We start from the raw sequence: 17,700 nt of genomic DNA on the forward strand, positions 1-17,700 counted from the left end.
CTTTTTGTTTGGATTTGTTTCTTTGGTTTTCACAAAGCCAAATCAACAAGATTTGGCGACTTAGTAAATATACACAAAACTTTGAATTTAGAAATAAACCCGCATGAAGTTTAGCCGGTGTTATATAGCGTTTTTAATCCAGTTGATAGCCAAATTTACTGAGTTTTTAGATTCACATTTAATATCAGGTATAATTTCCTTAATTATTTTTTTTTTCTCATCACACATAAATGCAACAGATATACAAAGTTGTGCTCCACTTACAAATTCAAACATTTGCACATCTGTTGTTAATCCAAGTGTATTTGTTCCAAAGATCATAGTATTTTTTTGAAATTTGAATGACTGTGCTGTAGCCTCACCCGCACTTCCTGTTTTTTCATTCACTAATATTGCAATCGGTTTACCTGAATTTGTCAAATTATCATAAAATAAAGTATCTGTTAAGTGAAGTTTATTGACCTTATATTCACCATAATAGAAAGCATCATTTATTAATTTATGTTCAAAATACTCTTTTTTATTATTTACAGAGTATCCAATGGTTTCGTTCTCATATAAAGGTGCAAGTCCTAAAGACATCATACCCATTTTTCCTCCGACATTATTTCTTAAATCAAGAATCCATCCAGATAGATTTGGATAGCTATCAACCTTTTTTAGCGTTTCTCTAATTTTAAACGAGTAAGCTGAACTCAAGCTATCGTTTGAGAAAAAACCTGTTATTTTTAAATATCCAATATTATTATCTAAAATTTTATAATTAACTTCTGGAACGCTTAGTGAATCATTAATTAATGGATTCAAAGTTTTATTTGGTGGCAAAAAGAAACTGTGTTTATCGTTTGTTTGATTTAAAACATATTTTACTCCATTATAAACATCAAAATTATTTCGAAATTCCGGAATTGAGTCGAGAATATTTTTTTCAATTTTATCCCAATTTAATTTATCTGTTTTGATATGTTTTTCTTTAATAATGTTAAAAGACTGATAAAAAGACCGCTTAAAAATATTTGACTTTTCATTTTTACAAGAAATGAATGATAATAATGTGATAAATATGATTATGATTTTCTTCATGTTCAGATCTTATTTTTGAAATGCTATATAACGGTTTTAGCTAGGAAACGTAGCGTTAAACTAGCCGATTAGTTTTCAGACTAAAACTACACAAAATAAACAGAAAACCAATTTTAGGTAAGCACAAAAAAGCTATGTTTTTTAGTTGTTGTTGGGTGCTTTACCTTTTTATATCTTTCAATTTATTTATTAAGGCATTCATATTAGTATAATTAAATAAAGGATTAGAACTAGTGTTTTTTTCTTCAATTGATTTAGAAGCAAATTCATTTGCATTTGAGTAATTACCAACAGTGTTTAAATGATTATAAATTCCAAAAGGTTTTAAAAAATTTCCAGTTTTATCGTAATTATGAATATGTTGTTTTAAAGCAGTGGATACTTGGTTATAATTTAAATAGACTTTTGATGAATAATTTTTTAAAAAATGTTGTAAAAACCAAAATTCAATACAAGGCATAGATTCTATAAATTCAATTTTTCTGTTTGATTTAATTTTTGTTTTTTCTAAATAGTACCCTCGTTTTTCTGTTTCGTTTGTTATAATTCTATCCATATCTAAAACACAAAAAATAAGATCATATCCTTCATCACGTTTTCGACGAGCTGTTCTAATTAATGTTTTATAATCTGAATGTTTTGGTAATTCAGGTTCTAGTTTAAATTTAAATCGTTCATGTTGCTTCATATTAGAAAAATAATACCACTCAGTAAGACCTTCTCCTACAATTGCAACTTTAAATTTAGTTTTCCTATTAGAAATTTTTCTAGCCATTTTTTGATAAGATTATTTCTCCTAATTCAGGTTTTGCACCAAGTTTTCCGATTTTATAAGCATTGTATGGAGATAGATTTTTATGTAATTTAAAATCTAATAAAGAATATAATTCGGAAGCACCAAACTCATTTTTATCAACAAACCAAACTGTATCTCTTCTCAAAAAATCTTCGTTTAACAAGTTAATATCATGAGTAGAAAATAATAATTGAGAATTTTTTGAATTCATTAAAAAGGTTTTAATGAAGTGTGCTACTAAATCGTAATGTAATGAATTTTCTATTTCATCTATGCATAAAAATGTGTTTGAAGACAATAATTTATTTAAAACCCCTCCTAATCCGTAGTACCTTACTGTTCCACTAGATTCAAGATTTTTAGGTAAGTTTTTCTTCATTAATGCAGTAGTATGCTCAAACGTGATTTCTTTTGCTTTTAATATTTTCTTTTGAAGAATTTCTTCTTTCATTTCATCAGGAATATTCATACTTGAAATTTTTGTTTCAAGTTTTTCATCAATTTCAATTTCCTCTTCATCTATATCAATAGATGAAATGTTAAAATCAGCTTGTTGAAGTACTTCTAAGACAAAATCCTTACAAGTATTATCTTTTTCAATATTACTACTAGTCCAACCAAACAAATCAGTTGATGGTTTTATAAGCTGCATGAAATCATCATTAAACCAATTGAATACTTCATCAAATATTGATTTTTCAATATTTACCTTAGAAAAAGCAGAAAAAACGGAACTATTTTTTAAAGTCAATCCCTGAAGTAATTTTTTATCAGATGCCTTTAAATTGATAGTTCCTCCAAACTTTACAATGGATTGTTGTTTTTTAGAATCAAACTGTCTTTCAAAAAACACAGCGGGTTGAGTTCCAGGGTAATATATTAAGTTTTCTACAAGTACTTTATCATTGTCTAAAATGACAGAATAAACATACTTAATTTTATTTAGATAAAAAGATAATTCAAATTCGCTAGGTTCTTCAATATAGGAATTGTCAAATTGAAAAGATAAAGCATCAGTTTCTTTAGTTTTGTCTTTTTTTTGAATAAGAACAAATCTTCTTAAAAATTCAAGTGCTTTTAATAGATTGGTTTTTCCTGAAGCATTAGCACCATAAACCAAACCTAGTTTTAAAATTTTAACTCCTTCTTTTACTTCTACACAATACTGTGATTCGTATTCTTTGTCAGTAGAGGGTTCAAAACTAAGAACTTGCTCTTCTCTGAATGAAAGATAATTTTTAACTTTGAATTCTAAAATCATTTCTATAATTGTTTTTGGTAAATATATTACAAAAATTACAAATAGAAGTTGATTATTCTTTTTTTTGGTATTGCACCCAACGGTTTTGGCTAGGCTTTGTGCGGGAAGGAAATCGACAAGATTTTCGAACACGTACTAAGCCGAAGCTTTTTGTTTGGTTTTGTTTCTTTGGTTTCACAAAGCCAAATAAACAAGATTTGGCGACTTAGTAAATATACACAAAACTTTGAAGTAAGCACAAAACCCGCATGAAGTTTAGCCGGTGTTGGGCACAGTTATTTCCATTCGTAAAGTTCATCTAATGTTAGACCTTCTTTGTTTTCAGTGATTAAACCTTTATTTTCAGCTTTACTAATAATGAAATTAGAAAGATTTTCTCCTGTTTCTTGGTCAATTCCTGCTCTTCCCATAAATACAGCTAAAACAGAAGGTTGCTTTCTAAAACTATATCTGTCAAGAATGAAATCGGTCAAATCTGACTTAATGAAATTTTCAGTTCCGTTTTCTCTTTGGAAATCAACAAGTATTTTATTTTGTGTCCTTTCTGTTTTTAGTCCTTTTGATAAATTTTTTTCTCTTCTTTCTTTTCTAGAAATTAAAACCCAAAAGAAGATTGTGTACATTAAAAGTACAAACCAAACTATAGTTGATACTGTATTTTCAAAATCTATATACTTACTTAATATTGGATGATCAGCTACAGTCTGAGGAAATAGCCATAAGAAAGATAATATTCCAGTAATAACAGATAAAGATATTTTCGGCATTAAAAGAGCTTCTTTTCTTTCTTTGTAGAAGTTGTCTAGACCTTCAGAAAGTTGTTTTTCAGCCGTATCATTACTTGATTTTGTAGTTAAGTCTTTTACAATTTTTATTAAATCAGTTACTTGTTCGGTTGTAACCAAATCAGTTGTGGTTGTTTTGGTCAAAAAATCAAGTCCACTTTTAAGTTTTTCAAAATATTCACTATCAAAATTTTCTTGACCAACTTTATCAGGGTGTGATTCTGCTAGTTTTTTCTTCAGTTTTTTCTTTAATTTATCTTTTTCAAATCCTTCTAAACTAAACTCTGTCTTTATTTCCTCTATCGAATTAAATTTCATTTGTTCGTTTTAATTGTGCCCAACGGTTTTGGCTAGGCTTTGTGCGGGGTTGAAAATCGACAAGATTTTCGAACACGCAACTAAGCCGAAGCTTTTTGTTTGGATTTGTTTCTTTGGTTTTCACAAAGCCAAATCAACAAGATTTGGCGACTTACTAAATATACACAAAACTTTAAAGTATGCACAAAACCCGCATGAAGTTTAGCCGGTGTTGGCTGTAGTTTTATTTCACTTTTCCCATTATTCCTTCATTGGTGTTTTTGTCAATAAATCCTTTTTCTAATCCAGACCTGCTATCTAAATTCTGATGCTCAATTATATTATTTCCAAATGAGAATTTGTTTCGTATTTTTTTTAAGTCAAACACTTTGTCAAAATAAATCCATTCAGCAGTATTTTTAGACCAAGCTTTTCCGTAAAATGTAATTCGCGTGTTTTCCTTAATTAATTTTTTCGCTAAACTTCTCAATTCAGTCGAACGAATTGAATTCGAATAGTCGGAGAAATAGTTTTCAAATTCAATTAATTTTTCTCCGATTTTAAATTCAAAATTTAGACTATCAACAATAGTTCTACTTAAAAATCCATTTAATTCGGAAACAGATTGATATGAATCTAAATTATTTTTTAATATTTCTAAAATTTCATTATTTGGATTGCGTTTAATTTCAGAATTCAATTCTGATAATAATTTGGCTTTTTCGGTTTTAAAGTCTGTCATATTTTATTACAGCCAACGGTTTTGGCTAGGATTAGTGAGGGGAGAAAATCTGCGGATTTTCGAATACGGACTAAGCCAAAGCTTTTTGTTTGGTTTTGTAATTTTTAGTTAGACAAAGCCAAATCAACAAGATTTGGCAACTTAGTAAATATACACAAAACATTGAAGTTAAAACTAAAGCCCGCATTAATTTTAGCCGTTGTTGGCAACTGGCTTTTTATTCATTCATTTCAACTATTATTTTGTCTCCATAATTCAGTTCTTCAAAAAAACTCAATTGTCTCTCAAAGATATATCCGTTTTGAATGAATTCCATAATTTGATTTTCTGTCTCAATCTTTAATTTCATTTCGTCGATTGAATATTCAGCGATTACTATTCTAAAATATCTTGCAATTAATTTAGAAACTCCCAATTTTAACATAATCCACATTGGAGATAAAGTTATAGGTTCAACGCTTTCTTTTCCACGTATTAGTTTTATGTATTTAATTTCGGATTCTTTTATTGTCAATGTACTAGCTTTATTAGACAAGTAAGACCTTAAAAGAATTCCACCAGAATATTTTTCAAAACTACATTTAGAATTTTCTTTTATAAATACAGTTGAATTATTTTTTGCTTTAAAAGATTTCAGAAAAAAAGAAGAACTTCCAATTGCTTTTGGTTTCTTCCAATCGATTTTTGTCGGTTTTCCAATATTTTTCTCGATTGTTCTAGAGTTCATTCTTTCTCTGTGAGTTCGTATAAGCTTGTTGCCAACGGTTTTGGCTAGGCTTTGTGCGGGATTGAAAATCGGCAAGATTTTCGAACACGGACTAAGCCGAAGCTTTTTGTTTGGATTTGTTTCTTTGGTTTTACAAAGCCAAATCAACAAGATTTGGCGACCTAGTAAATATACACAAAACTTTGAGAAAGCAAAGAACCCGCATGAAGTTTAGCCGGTGTTGGCTGTAGTTTTTTATTTCAGATTTTCAAGTAATTTGTATTTTTCATTAACAAGATTTGATCTTTTCTTTCCGACAGGTTCATTTTTTAATTCTGTCTCAATTTTAATGAATTTATTAGCAAAATCGTAAAATGTTTCAGTTGTTGTAAAGTTTTTCAACCATTTAGTAAAATCATTGAGTTCTTCTTGATTTTTCGAATATTTTAAATTTTCTACTAAACTTGAGTATTCCCAATTAGAACTTTCGGACTTATCAAAGTGTAGTAATTCATTTCCTAAAAACATGTCAATTAAATAAGTATTAGAATAAAATGTTTCTAAAGCTTTTTTCTCAGCAAGTTTAATTTTTTTCTTTTTGAAAAGGGTAATTGTCCATTCAAAGAGAAATATTGGAAATCCAGAATCTTCAGGGAAGTTTTTGTCAAACCAATTAAAATATCTTAGAGCTCCAGAATAATCGTTTAATTTTAAATATAATTCTGGTGGTAAATATCTAAGTCCTCTACCGTCATGATAAAATCCTCCCCAATGTTTTTTATCTGCAGCAAGTTCATGTTTAATTTTTTTGATTTTATTTTGAATTCTTTCGACTTGTTTTGGAGTCATTTTTCGGTCGTTTTTAATTACAGCCAACGGTTTTAGCAAGGAAACGTAGCGAGTAAACTAGCAATTAATTTTCAGACTAAAACTACACAAAATAAACAGAAAACCAACTTTGATTAAGCACAAAAAAGCTATGTTTTTTAGCTGTTGTTAGTTTATGCAACTATTTCATATTTAAAAGTTCATTAGGAGAAAATAAGTTTCCCAATTATCCGCAACGATTTTCATCTTGAGTTGCTACGATAATTTCAACGTTTTGCTTGTAGATATTTATCGGTTAAAGACAAATTATCAACGAAGTGATTTTAGCGTACATTTCAGCACGTAACTCTATAAAATTCTTCATTTTCTACAAGTATTTTTCAAATAATTAGAGAAGAAAATATTGTTTAATTTTTACGTACACTTTAACACGTAACACAAGTTTTCAAATCATTATCGGCTAGAGAAAAATTATCAATTACTGGATTTTCCCAAATTCATTTTTTAAGCAAACAAAGGTTTTTTTCAGCTGAGAAAGATAAGTTTCGTTTTGATTTTTTTTGAGTCAGCACTGGTTTCAAACTTATGATTACCGTTCGATTTAAATAACTGCGTAAATTTCGACCAGAAATTTTCGTGGTTGTTTAAACTAACGTGTTTGGCTAGGCTTTGTGCGGGCTTGAAAATCGACAAGATTTTCGAACACGCAACTAAGCCGAAGCTTTTTGTTTGGATTTGTTTCTTTTGGTTTCACAAAGCCAAATCAACAAGATTTGGCGACCCAGTAAATATACACAAAACTTTGAAGTTGGCACAAAACCCGCATGAAGTTTAGCCGGTGTTGTAACATGTTTTTTATTAATATATTTACTTAAATATTTAAAATGAAAGAAAAGAAGAAAATCCAATATGAAAATTGGTCAGAACATTTAAAAGTAACAAAAGAAAGGACTCTTTATTCATCAAGAAGAATGGATCTTTTGACTATTTCTTTATCAAGTGCTGGAATATATATAATTCTTGAACTTTTAAAAGAAGTCAAGAAGGGAACGTTTTCAGTTGAAAATGAATTAGTATTTAAATTATCAGGAATTTTTTTTCTTGTTTCAATTATACTAAATGTAATTTCTCAACAAACAGCATATTATGCCAATAAATATGAAGAAGAATATATCCACATAAAAATTGAAGAGATTAAAGGCGAAAAAATAGATAAATGTGAATTAAAACGTATAGATGAAAAAGTTTCGATTTTTGATAAATCAACAGGTATTTTAAATTTTTTATCTATTCTTGGAATGTTTGTCGGTTTAATTTCATTAGCTGTTTCTAGTTGTCTTTTTTAGGTCGAGTACTTGTTCTTGAACCTCTGGTTGATTCTGCACCTTCTCTACTTAAGTTTGTCGACTTAGGAATATATTGTCCAGTATTCGATTGTTTATTTGTTTTTGGTAATGGATTATTTTTTTTAGCCATAGTTCATTTTGTTTCAAACAAAGATATATGATTCCAATGAATGATAATGTTTTAAAAGACAACAAGTTATTAACAGGTTTTTTCAATTATTTTCATAAATATGTTACAACGGTTTTAGCTAGGAAACGTAGCGAGTTGACTAGCAATTAATTTTCAGACTAAAACTACACAAAATAAATAAAACACAGACATTGAGAAAGCAGAAACTTAGCTATGTTTTTTAGCTGTTGTTAACTTATGCAATTTTTCAAACTGAAAAATTCACTAGAAGAGAAGAAGTTTCCAAAATACCCGCAACGACTTCAAAATCGCATTGCTACGATAGTTTCAACGTTTTGTATGTAAATATTCATCGATTAAAGACAAATTATCAACGAAGTGATTTTAGCGTACATTTCAGCACGTAACTTAGTGAAACAAATTTTCGTTTCATTAGATATTTTTTCAAATAAATAGCAAAGAAATATTTATATGATTTTCACGTACACTTCAACACGCAATACCAGTTTACAAATCATTATCGGCTTGAGAAAAATTATCAATTACTGAAGTTTTTCCAATTCATTTTTTACGCAAACAAAAGGCTTTTTTCAGCTCAAAAAGATAAGTTTCGTTTTGAATTTTTTTGAGTCAGCACTGTTTTCAAACTAAAGAATACCGTTCAATTTAAACATCCGCGTAAATTTCGACAGAAATTTCAAGGATTGTTTAAGTTAACGGTTTTGGCTAGGCTTTGTGCGGGATTGAAAATCGACAAGATTTTCGAACACGTACTAAGCCGAAGCTTTTTGTTTGGATTTGTTTCTTTGGTTTTCACAAAGCCAAATCAACAAGATTTGGCGACTTAGTAAATATACACAAAACTTTGAAGTTTGAACAAAACCCGCATGAAGTTTAGCCGGTGTTGGCAATAGTATTTATTGGTATTCTGTAGGTTTTAATGTTTCAATTTTGGGTAATTCAATAAAATCAGTTTCTCCATCTATTGAATAAAACTCTAATTCTTTAGGCATTTCATTAGTTCCGAAAATCATAATTCCGATTAGTTTTTCGTTTTTACTTTTCCCAACATAATCGATCATTAATTCACCTCTTTGAATTTCAGAATCAAATGATTTTCCAAACATTATTGTTGGACAATTTTCGCAACCACATCTCGCAATAACTTTCAGGTTTGGAATTATACTTCTCCATTCTGATTTTTCTTTTTCAAATAGATAAGTTAGAAATTCAATTTCATGTTTAGTTAATTCTCTTTTATCGGGAATACTATATTTCATTATGTGACAATTTTTTCGATTGACTTTGTGTCTACTTTAAGTGCTTTTAAAATGATTTTTGCTAATTCCTTATCATCTTTTTTGACTTTATCAAATGTGTCAATTAAACCTGAAACATAAAGTCTTTCATTAACTGTCATTGCTTCAATGCCAATTATTCCATTTGCTTTTTCATATATTTTTTCGAGTGTCATTTTATATTATTGCCAACGGTTTTGGCTAGGATTAGTGCGGGGAGAAAATCTGCGGATTTTCGATTATGCACTAAGCCGAAGCTTTTTGTTTGGATTTGTACTTTTTAGTTAAACTAAGCCAAATCAACAAGATTTGGCAACTTAGTAAATATACACAAAACATTGAAGTTTAAAATAATGCCCGCATTAATTTTAGCCGTTGTTGCCTAAAGTTTTTTAGTTTTATATTTAGTTAGAAATACAATTAATAGTATCGAAATGATTACTGACAATATTAAACTTAAGAATTGTTTATCGATAATATAGCCCTTTATATCTGTTGAAATTAGATATAGGAAAGAAGTAAGTAATAACGATATAGCTATAAGCGATATTTCATTTTGGTTATAAAATTTAGAAGCTAATAATAATGATATAAAAGGAGTTATTAATGCTAAAATGATGAAATAAACTCTATCTATAATAGTCCATTTTGCTTTGTTAAATTGTGTTTCTATACGCTTAGTATGATTTATTTCAGCTTTGAGTTCAGAAGCTATTTTTCTTTGGTTTTCGGCAGGATTTTTTAAACCTTCTTTTAATTTAAATTTTTCAATATCTGCTCCTTTACTATAAGAAAATTTTTCATTAAGATATTGGTTGGATATATTTAATTTGATAGAATCTATTTTAGAATATTGTAAGTCAATTTTATCAGAAATAGTATCTAATTTTTTTCGAATAAAATTTATATTTTGTAAGTAATATAAATTATTATAGGAGTCCTTTCGATTAATTCTTTCTTCTTGCAATGAAATGGATTTTCCCATCTTAATATTAAGGCTTCTTGTGAACCCTTCTTTATACATTTCTGGAAGAATTATATCACATAACAAAAAAGATATTATTCCACAAGATATTGAGATTAATATGCAATGTTTTAGAATTTTATTTTTGAGTGTTTTTATTTTATTTGAAAAGCTAATAGTTAAGGCAATTGATAATGATAATATTAATATAAACCTTGATGTATAAGATGTCATTAATACAGATACTATTAATGAATCTAGTTTGTATTCTGGCATATATACAATATCATATGCTTTGATACTCATAATTGTATAAAAAATACTTAATGTGATTAAAAAATATTTTATACTTCTTATATAGAAATCTTTCATTTTAAATTTTTGGCAACGGTTTTGGCTAGGCTTTGTGCGGGATTGAAAATCGGCCAGATTTTCGATTACGGACTAAGCCGAAGCTTTTTGTTTGGTTTTGTTTCTTTTGATTTCACAAAGCCAAATCAACAAGATTTGGCGACTTAGTAAATATACACAAAACTTTGAAGTTAGCACCAAACCCGCATGAAGTTTAGCCGGTGTTAGCTAATGTTTTTTATATGATCATTGATAAAAGTAATATAGCTTTTAAATGTATCGAAATAAAAAATACGCTAGTTAGTAAAGCTATTTTAACCATTTGATAGTCGTTCTTCTCTAATAGAGAATTATCATTTTTAAGTAGCTTAACTACTAAAACAAATAATCCAATAAATACAAATAATGATATGTTGATAAATATATAGTGAGAAATAATAAAAGTCAAAAATAGTATACTTATCCATTTTACTTTTTTATTATAGGTTTCAATATTTAATTTATTGATATCTATGAGCCAATAAATTGATAATATAAGAATTATAAGCCATTTTGTACTTCCTAAGAACATTTGTCCTTCCCAGTGTAGGAATGAAAATAGAGTATCAATCAATGAAATAAAAATATAAGTTAATAGTAAAAATTTCTTTTTTCTATCTGTAATTTTAAATGTATAAGAAGTCAATAGAATTAAAAATAATCCAAAAGGGATTAATGAAATGAATGGAAATAAGTTAAAATCAAAGAGAGTACTCATACCTATTAATAATCCTGTGACAGCTATTGTAATTAAGATTATTTTCTCGTATAATTTCATGTTTTTTATTATTTAAGTATCTGTTTTTAAGTTTTTACAATAAAATATTTTCTTAGAAATAAAATTTCTCCATAAATATTAGCTAACGGTTTTGGCTAGGCTTTGTGCGGGAAGAAAATCGGCTAGATTTTCGAACACGGACTAAGCCGAAGCTTTTTGTTTGGATTTGTTTCTTTGGTTTCACAAAGCCAAATCAACAAGATTTGGCGACCTAGTAAATATACACAAAACTTTGAAGTAAGCACAAAACCCGCATGAAGTTTAGCCGGTGTTGCCTTTAGTACTTTTCTAGTTTTTATTAAGATGATTGTTTTTAATAGTTTTAATGTTATTCTCAAATTCATTCGATTTTTCCGAATTTATTTTAGAGAATATTGTTTCTCGATTCTTAGAAGCGATATTAAGAAAAAGGAATAAGATTAATAATAAAAAAGAAACAATAACAATTCCACCGTTTAAATCTTTCTTAAATCCCATTTTTAAATATTTTTCACCTTTTAAAAAAAACAAATAATTAATTAACCCGATAATAAACATTATCAAAACAATGTAGATTTTCGAAATATTATATTTTGGAATGTAATTAAGGTATTCTAAATATGTAATTATTGAAATTAAAATAATATACAAAATAAAAGTACTTTCTACTATGACATGTTGTTTGGGAGAGATATTAAAAGAATTTTTCTTTTTTTCAATACCCTCAAAATATTTATAAATTCGAAATAATAAATAATAATATGCTTTCATTAACTTTTATTTCCACTTCCAATTTAGTTCGTTTTTGTATTCAACTCCTAAATCTGTTAATTTTTTTTTAAACTCAACTATACTTTCAATTGAGTGTTTAGGCACAATTAAAGATAATTCAGTTGTCAGTTTTATAAAGAAATGTTTTTTTGTTTCAATGAACTCTTTTAATTCAGCACTATTTATTTTACTTTCAGATGTAAAATCTTTCGTATATATAAAGTCTTCCTTAAATTTAATTTCTACAGATTTATTAATTCTATTCTTATAATTTTCCTCAATGTGCTTTTGAAAATGTTTTTTATATCTCCATTTTGAATATGTTGGGTAAATAACAAACCATAATATTCCGATTCCAGCAAATTTAATTCCAATTCCATTATCGTCATTTACATTTGCCAAATAAAGCCCAAAAAAAAGATAAATCACAGGAACAATTATTCGAGATTTAAATCGTTTTTTTTTGTGAGATGGAGATTTTGAAGAATTATAAAGTTGATATTCTAAAAAATCAGAATTTGTAAGTTGAAAGTTTATGTTCATTTCAGTATTAAAGGCAACGGTTTTGGCTAGGATTAGTGCGGGGAGAAAATCTGCGGATTTTCGAACGTGGACTAAGCCGAAGCTTTTTGTTTGGTTTTGTATTTTTAGTTAAACTAAGCCAAATCAACAAGATTTGGCGACATAGTAAATATACACAAAACATTGAAGTATAAACCAAAGCGCGCATTAATTTTAGCCGGTGTTGTAATACGTATTATTGTTTTCTAAAATAATTTTCACAATCACTATCTCGATATTTACCAGCTTTCAATCTATTATTTTCAAAAGTTAGAGTTTCGTCACTAAAGTGAATAAACTCAAATCCATTTGTTTCTTTCAATTGAATTTCGAATGAATTATTTATACTATCTAAGACTAAGTCTATAGTATTAAATTTTTTTGTTGAGGGATGATGATCCCAAATCTTAATCACTCCCAATTCAGTTCTTTTTTTAAATCTTAAGTTTCCAAAATTGTCAGTAAATTGTATGTCAACAATTTCACCATTTATAAAATACTGAATAGGTATTTTATAATATGGATTTTTGTTTTTATCTACTATTTTAAAAAACAGAGAGTCATTGTTTTTTCTGTAACTTTTATGAATTTTATTTTGGTATTTTCTAATTTGTATTGAATCTGTTAGGCTATTTAATATTATTTTATTTCCTTTTAGTTTAAAAGTACCTTTGGTTTCAGACCAAAAGAAGAACATACCTTTTGTATGACAATAAAATTTGAAAGTTCTATCTTCAAAAAGTTCTAGTTCTATTGAATTAAGAATACATGCATATTTATATTTTCCGTAAATAGAATCTTTTACAATTTTATCTTGACTGTAAATTTTTAAGACTAATAGTAGTAGTCCAATTAATATGAATTTTATTTTTTCACTATGTATTACAACGGTTTTGGCTAGGCTTTGTGCGGGGTTGAAAATCGACAAGATTTTCAGACACGTACTAAGCCGAAGCTTTTTGTTTGGATTTGTTTCTTTGATTTCACAAAGCCAAATCAACAAGATTTGGCGACTTAGTAAATATACACAAAACTTTGAGAAAGCACAGAACCCGCATGAAGTTTAGCCGGTGTTGTATTTAGTTTTTTCAGTAAAATATATCTTTAAATTTCGTTAAAAAATTGGATAGATAATTTAGTTCATCTACTTCAGGATAAAATTTTATATAAGAATAAGGGTTGTGGAGAATTAGCTCATTTAAATTTTCTTCATTTTTTATTTTTATAATGTAAGTTTTACCGTCAGTGATTCCAATTACTTCCTCTTCGATTATTTCATATTTTCCATTTATTTTCTCAACACTTTTTTTATTAAGTTTATACTCATATTCTGATAAATCAGGAATTTCTAAAATATTTGTTGTTAAAAGATTTAACCATTCAAAATCGAAATTTTTATTAGGTTTTATATTCTTTTTTGTAAATCTTTCAGGTTTATAAGATTTCTTTATAATTGAATCATTTAAAAAGTCATTTTCATTTATATAAGTTAAGCTTTCTAATTCTGGATGTACAAAGTATTCTTCAATTTTCCATTGATTTAGTTCGTTTTGGTATATTCTGTAAAACATACAATTTTCAGAAAAACTTTCAAAGATATAAACTCTTAATTCTTTACTAAAATGTTTAAAGTTTTCGATTTTTAAAATACTATCTATTTCTTTTATTTCTTGAGAAAAAGCATTCAAAAACCCAATAAAAAAATAAATGATGAATAATATTTTTAATTTTTTCATAAATTAAATACAACGGTTTTAGCAAGGAAACGTAGCGAGTAAACTAGCAATTAATTTTCAGACTAAAACTACACAAAATAAACAGAAAACCAACTTTGATTAAGCACAAAAAAGCTATGTTTTTTAGCTGTTGTTAGTTTATGCAACTATTTCATATTTAAAAGTTCATTAGGAGAAAATAAGTTTCCCAATTATCCGCAACGATTTTCATCTTGAGTTGCTACGATAATTTCAACGTTTTGCTTGTAGATATTTATCGGTTAAAGACAAATTATCAACGAAGTGATTTTAGCGTACATTTCAGCACGTAACTCTATAAAATTCTTCATTTTCTACAAGTATTTTTCAAATAATTAGAGAAGAAAATATTGTTTAATTTTTACGTACACTTTAACACGTAACACAAGTTTTCAAATCATTATCGGCTAGAGAAAAATTATCAATTACTGGATTTTCCCAAATTCATTTTTTAAGCAAACAAAGGTTTTTTTCAGCTGAGAAAGATAAGTTTCGTTTTGATTTTTTTTGAGTCAGCACTGGTTTCAAACTTATGATTACCGTTCGATTTAAATAACTGCGTAAATTTCGACCAGAAATTTTCGTGGTTGTTTAAACTAACGGTTTTGGCTAGGCTTTGTGCGGGGTTGAAAATCGGCTAGATTTTCGAACACGGACTAAGCCGAAGCTTTTTGTTTGGATTTGTTTTTTTGATTTCACAAAGCCAAATCAACAAGATTTGGCGACTTAGTAAATGTACACAAAACTTTAAAGTAAGCACAGAACCCGCATGAAGTTTAGCCGGTGTTGTACTTAGTTTTATTCATATTTCCATTTCCTAGAATAATCATAACTAACTTTAATTGCTTGTTTTCCGACATGATTCTTAAACTCATTTTTTAAAAGATTAAAGTCACTTCTCGATTTTTGAAGGTCAGATTTAGAGTAACTTTTCATTAGAGATAATGCATATGGGTTAATTTCTAAATAAACTGTATTACACAAATGATAATTAGAACAAATTAATATATAGATTAGACTTAAACACATTTCTAAATCATTTTCACATGCTTTCCAATATGGAAGAGCTTGATTGGAATAAATAGTACTATGATTAAAATAACAAAGAATTTTCCACAGTTCATTAAGGGACTCATTGTTGGGTGTTTTTAGATATTTTAGTACAGTTTTATATAAATTAAAATCATTTCCCCTTAACCACTTTTCTGCGTTTTTTTCATTTTCAGTTACTCCAAAAAATTTTGAGATTAGCAATAATTCATATGTTTGTCTCATTATTGTTCTAGCTGATCCAAAATCTCCTTCTAATGTTAGTTTAATCATTACAAACAAAGATTGAAAATTTCTAGATAATGCGGCAGTTATTACTTTTTGTGCTTGTTTTTTTTCTCCATAAAATTTATCGAAAGTCCAACGGAATTTATTTATTAGAAATGCATGACTGTCATATAAATCAATAATTAAATTAATTTGTGTTTCATATAGATAATTAATCTCAGCTGTATTAATTGTATTAATTTTTGAAAAGTTATCATATTTAGGGGAGTTCAATAAATTGCTAATGAGTATTTCTTTATCTTTTTCAATATTCATTATTTTCAATTTTTTTCGATAATTAAGTACAACGGTTTTGGCTAGGCTTTGTGCGGGCTTGAAAATCGACAAGATTTTCGAACACGGACTAAGCCGAAGCTTTTTGTTTGGATTTGTTTCTTTTGATTTCACAAAGCCAAATCAACAAGATTTGGCGACTTAGTAAATATACACAAAACTTTGAAGTTAGCACAAAACCCGCATGAAGTTTAGCCGGTGTTCTCTTTTGCCTTTTTATTTCATGTTATTTAAATAAGTAGATATTTATACTTTATTATAAATGACTAAATTTATTCCATTTCTGATTTTTGTAGAGTTGATTTTCAAGTTTTGAAATTAGAATGATTACTTTTTAATTTTAGAAGTAAAAAAGTATCTAATACTTGAGATTTGAAATCAGTTATACTTTCTTTCATTTTTTTCAAATGATAATAAGAAGTATAATGACCAAAAACAATCATATTCAAGAACTTAATAAATTTCGTTTTTCTGGTTACTTCATATTTCAAAGTAACTTTTTCAATAGTTGTTTTTATATCGAGAGAAAGATTTGAATTATTGACCAATGATTTAAATCTTTTTAATTCACTTTGCATTTTTAATAGTTCTTCTTCATTAACTATTTTATCAGAAAGATATTTATCACATTCAGAGTTCAAAAAGTTAAAATATTCATAACATTTTTCAATATTCATTTTGGGAATTTTTTGAAGGTTGAAGAGAACGTGTTTGGCTAGGCTTTGTGCGGGCTTGAAAATCGGCCAGATTTTCGAACACGGACTAAGCCGAAGCTTTTTGTTTGGATTTGTTTCTTTGGTTTTCACAAAGCCAAATCAACAAGATTTGGCGACTTAGTAAATATACACAAAACTTTGAAGTAAGCACAAAACCCGCATGAAGTTTAGCCGGTGTTGGGGTAAGTTTTTTCATATTAACTTTCAACAGGTGGAGGTGGAGGTGGTGGAGGTAATATATATTTATCAAAACGATAAAGGGAGATCATCATACTAGAGAGATTCCTTAATTCTTCCTTTGTTTCATTATTTAATGTAGAGTATTTTTTATTCAAGTATTTTTCAGATATATATTCTTCATATTGAATTATTCCTTTACTTATTTCAAATAGTAATTTTCTTAATTTATTAATATCTTTAGGAGTGTATATTATCTCGAAATACTTAAAAGGTATTTCAATATTTTTAATTTTGAATTTAGCTAGTTTACTTGTGGATTCAGTTTTTTTGTCAATAAGAAATTCATATATTTTTTTGTCAATATTATTTATTTCAACATTTTGGTATTCGAAATATAATTTTTCGTTTGGTAAAAATTCAATATTACATTTATTTACTCCTCTTTGACAAGGAAAAATTATTGTCGTATGTATTTCCTGATATTTATTTAAAGAATTTACTACATATTTACTTTTTGGGTAATCTAAAATATATTTTGTGTAATCATTCAATTTTGTGGAGTTCTGAATTTTTTTCCACTCAGATTTTTCTTCATTTATGCATGAAGTTAGGATAAGAATAATTAATGTAAGTATTTTTTTCATAATTTACCCCAACGGGTTTGTGTATGGCTCGTTGCGGGAAATTTGGTAAAATTTTCCGCTGTAAAACTAAGATAGCAAAT

Annotated in this window: 20 protein-coding genes; 1 reads left to right on the forward strand and 19 read right to left on the reverse strand. The window is 27.6% G+C overall.

What is annotated here, in order from left to right:
* Positions 1-120: 120 nt before the first annotated feature.
* From ACXGQT_RS00980 to ACXGQT_RS01010, 7 genes are all read right to left on the reverse strand, one after another.
* The gene (locus ACXGQT_RS00980) at positions 121-1,083 is read right to left on the reverse strand and encodes a S41 family peptidase (RefSeq protein ID WP_457829566.1); all 963 of its coding nucleotides are present in this window, start codon (positions 1,081-1,083) and stop codon (positions 121-123) included.
* A 160-nt stretch (positions 1,084-1,243) separates the two neighbouring features.
* A complete protein-coding gene (locus tag ACXGQT_RS00985; protein WP_457829567.1) occupies positions 1,244-1,858 on the reverse strand; it encodes an RloB family protein in 615 nt (204 codons plus the stop codon).
* On the reverse strand, positions 1,851-3,140 hold the full coding sequence (locus ACXGQT_RS00990; RefSeq protein ID WP_457829568.1) for an AAA family ATPase: 1,290 nt from the start codon (positions 3,138-3,140) through the stop codon (positions 1,851-1,853). The genes ACXGQT_RS00985 and ACXGQT_RS00990 overlap by 8 nt, the downstream gene beginning before the upstream one ends.
* 275 nt (positions 3,141-3,415) lie before the next feature.
* Entirely contained in the window at positions 3,416-4,243 is an 828-nt protein-coding gene (locus ACXGQT_RS00995) for a hypothetical protein (protein ID WP_457829569.1), read from the reverse strand.
* Positions 4,244-4,466: 223 nt separating this feature from the next.
* Positions 4,467-4,964 carry a hypothetical protein gene (locus tag ACXGQT_RS01000; RefSeq protein WP_457829570.1) on the reverse strand — a complete coding sequence of 166 codons (498 nt, stop codon included), beginning with the start codon at positions 4,962-4,964 and terminating at the stop codon, positions 4,467-4,469.
* 217 nt (positions 4,965-5,181) lie between these two features.
* Entirely contained in the window at positions 5,182-5,691 is a 510-nt protein-coding gene (locus tag ACXGQT_RS01005) for a hypothetical protein (RefSeq protein ID WP_457829571.1), read from the reverse strand.
* Between the two features lie 234 nt (positions 5,692-5,925).
* On the reverse strand, positions 5,926-6,519 hold the full coding sequence (locus tag ACXGQT_RS01010) for a hypothetical protein (protein ID WP_457829572.1): 594 nt from the start codon (positions 6,517-6,519) through the stop codon (positions 5,926-5,928).
* Between the two features lie 863 nt (positions 6,520-7,382).
* Here ACXGQT_RS01010 and ACXGQT_RS01015 point away from each other — a divergent pair.
* The gene (locus ACXGQT_RS01015) at positions 7,383-7,844 is read left to right on the forward strand and encodes a hypothetical protein (protein ID WP_457829573.1); all 462 of its coding nucleotides are present in this window, start codon (positions 7,383-7,385) and stop codon (positions 7,842-7,844) included.
* Here ACXGQT_RS01015 and ACXGQT_RS01020 read toward each other — a convergent pair.
* The 12 genes from ACXGQT_RS01020 to ACXGQT_RS01075 form a co-directional block, all read right to left on the reverse strand.
* Positions 7,828-7,974, reverse strand: a complete 147-nt coding sequence (locus ACXGQT_RS01020) for a hypothetical protein (protein WP_457829574.1) — start codon at positions 7,972-7,974, stop codon at positions 7,828-7,830. The genes ACXGQT_RS01015 and ACXGQT_RS01020 overlap by 17 nt on opposite strands.
* 917 nt (positions 7,975-8,891) lie before the next feature.
* On the reverse strand, positions 8,892-9,254 hold the full coding sequence (locus ACXGQT_RS01025) for a hypothetical protein (protein WP_457829575.1): 363 nt from the start codon (positions 9,252-9,254) through the stop codon (positions 8,892-8,894).
* Positions 9,254-9,448 carry a hypothetical protein gene (locus tag ACXGQT_RS01030; RefSeq protein ID WP_457829576.1) on the reverse strand — a complete coding sequence of 65 codons (195 nt, stop codon included), beginning with the start codon at positions 9,446-9,448 and terminating at the stop codon, positions 9,254-9,256. Before ACXGQT_RS01030 ends, ACXGQT_RS01025 begins: the two co-directional genes overlap by 1 nt.
* A gap of 206 nt (positions 9,449-9,654) precedes the next feature.
* Complete coding sequence (locus tag ACXGQT_RS01035) at positions 9,655-10,608, reverse strand: hypothetical protein (RefSeq protein WP_457829577.1); 954 nt, start codon at positions 10,606-10,608, stop codon at positions 9,655-9,657.
* A 217-nt stretch (positions 10,609-10,825) separates the two neighbouring features.
* Positions 10,826-11,404, reverse strand: coding sequence for a hypothetical protein (locus ACXGQT_RS01040; protein ID WP_457829578.1), 579 nt, complete (start codon positions 11,402-11,404; stop codon positions 10,826-10,828).
* A 288-nt stretch (positions 11,405-11,692) separates the two neighbouring features.
* A complete protein-coding gene (locus tag ACXGQT_RS01045) occupies positions 11,693-12,154 on the reverse strand; it encodes a hypothetical protein (RefSeq protein ID WP_457829579.1) in 462 nt (153 codons plus the stop codon).
* 6 nt (positions 12,155-12,160) lie between these two features.
* Entirely contained in the window at positions 12,161-12,697 is a 537-nt protein-coding gene (locus ACXGQT_RS01050) for a YcxB family protein (protein WP_457829580.1), read from the reverse strand.
* Between the two features lie 214 nt (positions 12,698-12,911).
* Positions 12,912-13,643 carry a hypothetical protein gene (locus ACXGQT_RS01055; RefSeq protein ID WP_457829581.1) on the reverse strand — a complete coding sequence of 244 codons (732 nt, stop codon included), beginning with the start codon at positions 13,641-13,643 and terminating at the stop codon, positions 12,912-12,914.
* Positions 13,644-13,803: 160 nt separating this feature from the next.
* Entirely contained in the window at positions 13,804-14,451 is a 648-nt protein-coding gene (locus tag ACXGQT_RS01060; RefSeq protein WP_457829582.1) for a hypothetical protein, read from the reverse strand.
* Positions 14,452-15,267: 816 nt separating this feature from the next.
* Positions 15,268-16,062, reverse strand: coding sequence for a hypothetical protein (locus ACXGQT_RS01065; RefSeq protein WP_457829583.1), 795 nt, complete (start codon positions 16,060-16,062; stop codon positions 15,268-15,270).
* A gap of 323 nt (positions 16,063-16,385) precedes the next feature.
* Positions 16,386-16,757 (reverse strand): hypothetical protein, encoded by a 372-nt coding sequence (locus ACXGQT_RS01070; protein WP_457829584.1) that lies wholly within the window; start codon positions 16,755-16,757, stop codon positions 16,386-16,388.
* Between the two features lie 236 nt (positions 16,758-16,993).
* A complete protein-coding gene (locus ACXGQT_RS01075) occupies positions 16,994-17,620 on the reverse strand; it encodes a hypothetical protein (RefSeq protein ID WP_457829585.1) in 627 nt (208 codons plus the stop codon).
* Between the last annotated feature and the right edge of the window lie 80 nt (positions 17,621-17,700).

The sequence above is a fragment of the Wenyingzhuangia sp. IMCC45467 genome (assembly GCF_054111205.1).

What these genes read in the sequence shown, in the direction of transcription:
- ACXGQT_RS00995 (WP_457829569.1), bottom strand. Translation starts at nt 4,243, where the DNA reads ATGAAATTTAATTCGATAGAGGAAATAAAGACAGAGTTTAGTTTAGAA.
- ACXGQT_RS01015 (WP_457829573.1), top strand. Translation starts at nt 7,383, where the DNA reads ATGAAAGAAAAGAAGAAAATCCAATATGAAAATTGGTCAGAACATTTA.
- ACXGQT_RS01050 (WP_457829580.1), bottom strand. Translation starts at nt 12,697, where the DNA reads ATGAACATAAACTTTCAACTTACAAATTCTGATTTTTTAGAATATCAA.
- ACXGQT_RS01060 (WP_457829582.1), bottom strand. Translation starts at nt 14,451, where the DNA reads ATGAAAAAATTAAAAATATTATTCATCATTTATTTTTTTATTGGGTTT.
- ACXGQT_RS00980 (WP_457829566.1), bottom strand. Translation starts at nt 1,083, where the DNA reads ATGAAGAAAATCATAATCATATTTATCACATTATTATCATTCATTTCT.
- ACXGQT_RS01005 (WP_457829571.1), bottom strand. Translation starts at nt 5,691, where the DNA reads ATGAACTCTAGAACAATCGAGAAAAATATTGGAAAACCGACAAAAATC.
- ACXGQT_RS01065 (WP_457829583.1), bottom strand. Translation starts at nt 16,062, where the DNA reads ATGAATATTGAAAAAGATAAAGAAATACTCATTAGCAATTTATTGAAC.
- ACXGQT_RS01020 (WP_457829574.1), bottom strand. Translation starts at nt 7,974, where the DNA reads ATGGCTAAAAAAAATAATCCATTACCAAAAACAAATAAACAATCGAAT.
- ACXGQT_RS00990 (WP_457829568.1), bottom strand. Translation starts at nt 3,140, where the DNA reads ATGATTTTAGAATTCAAAGTTAAAAATTATCTTTCATTCAGAGAAGAG.
- ACXGQT_RS01070 (WP_457829584.1), bottom strand. Translation starts at nt 16,757, where the DNA reads ATGAATATTGAAAAATGTTATGAATATTTTAACTTTTTGAACTCTGAA.
- ACXGQT_RS01025 (WP_457829575.1), bottom strand. Translation starts at nt 9,254, where the DNA reads ATGAAATATAGTATTCCCGATAAAAGAGAATTAACTAAACATGAAATT.
- ACXGQT_RS01030 (WP_457829576.1), bottom strand. Translation starts at nt 9,448, where the DNA reads ATGACACTCGAAAAAATATATGAAAAAGCAAATGGAATAATTGGCATT.
- ACXGQT_RS01000 (WP_457829570.1), bottom strand. Translation starts at nt 4,964, where the DNA reads ATGACAGACTTTAAAACCGAAAAAGCCAAATTATTATCAGAATTGAAT.
- ACXGQT_RS01075 (WP_457829585.1), bottom strand. Translation starts at nt 17,620, where the DNA reads ATGAAAAAAATACTTACATTAATTATTCTTATCCTAACTTCATGCATA.
- ACXGQT_RS01040 (WP_457829578.1), bottom strand. Translation starts at nt 11,404, where the DNA reads ATGAAATTATACGAGAAAATAATCTTAATTACAATAGCTGTCACAGGA.
- ACXGQT_RS01035 (WP_457829577.1), bottom strand. Translation starts at nt 10,608, where the DNA reads ATGAAAGATTTCTATATAAGAAGTATAAAATATTTTTTAATCACATTA.
- ACXGQT_RS01010 (WP_457829572.1), bottom strand. Translation starts at nt 6,519, where the DNA reads ATGACTCCAAAACAAGTCGAAAGAATTCAAAATAAAATCAAAAAAATT.
- ACXGQT_RS01045 (WP_457829579.1), bottom strand. Translation starts at nt 12,154, where the DNA reads ATGAAAGCATATTATTATTTATTATTTCGAATTTATAAATATTTTGAG.
- ACXGQT_RS00985 (WP_457829567.1), bottom strand. Translation starts at nt 1,858, where the DNA reads ATGGCTAGAAAAATTTCTAATAGGAAAACTAAATTTAAAGTTGCAATT.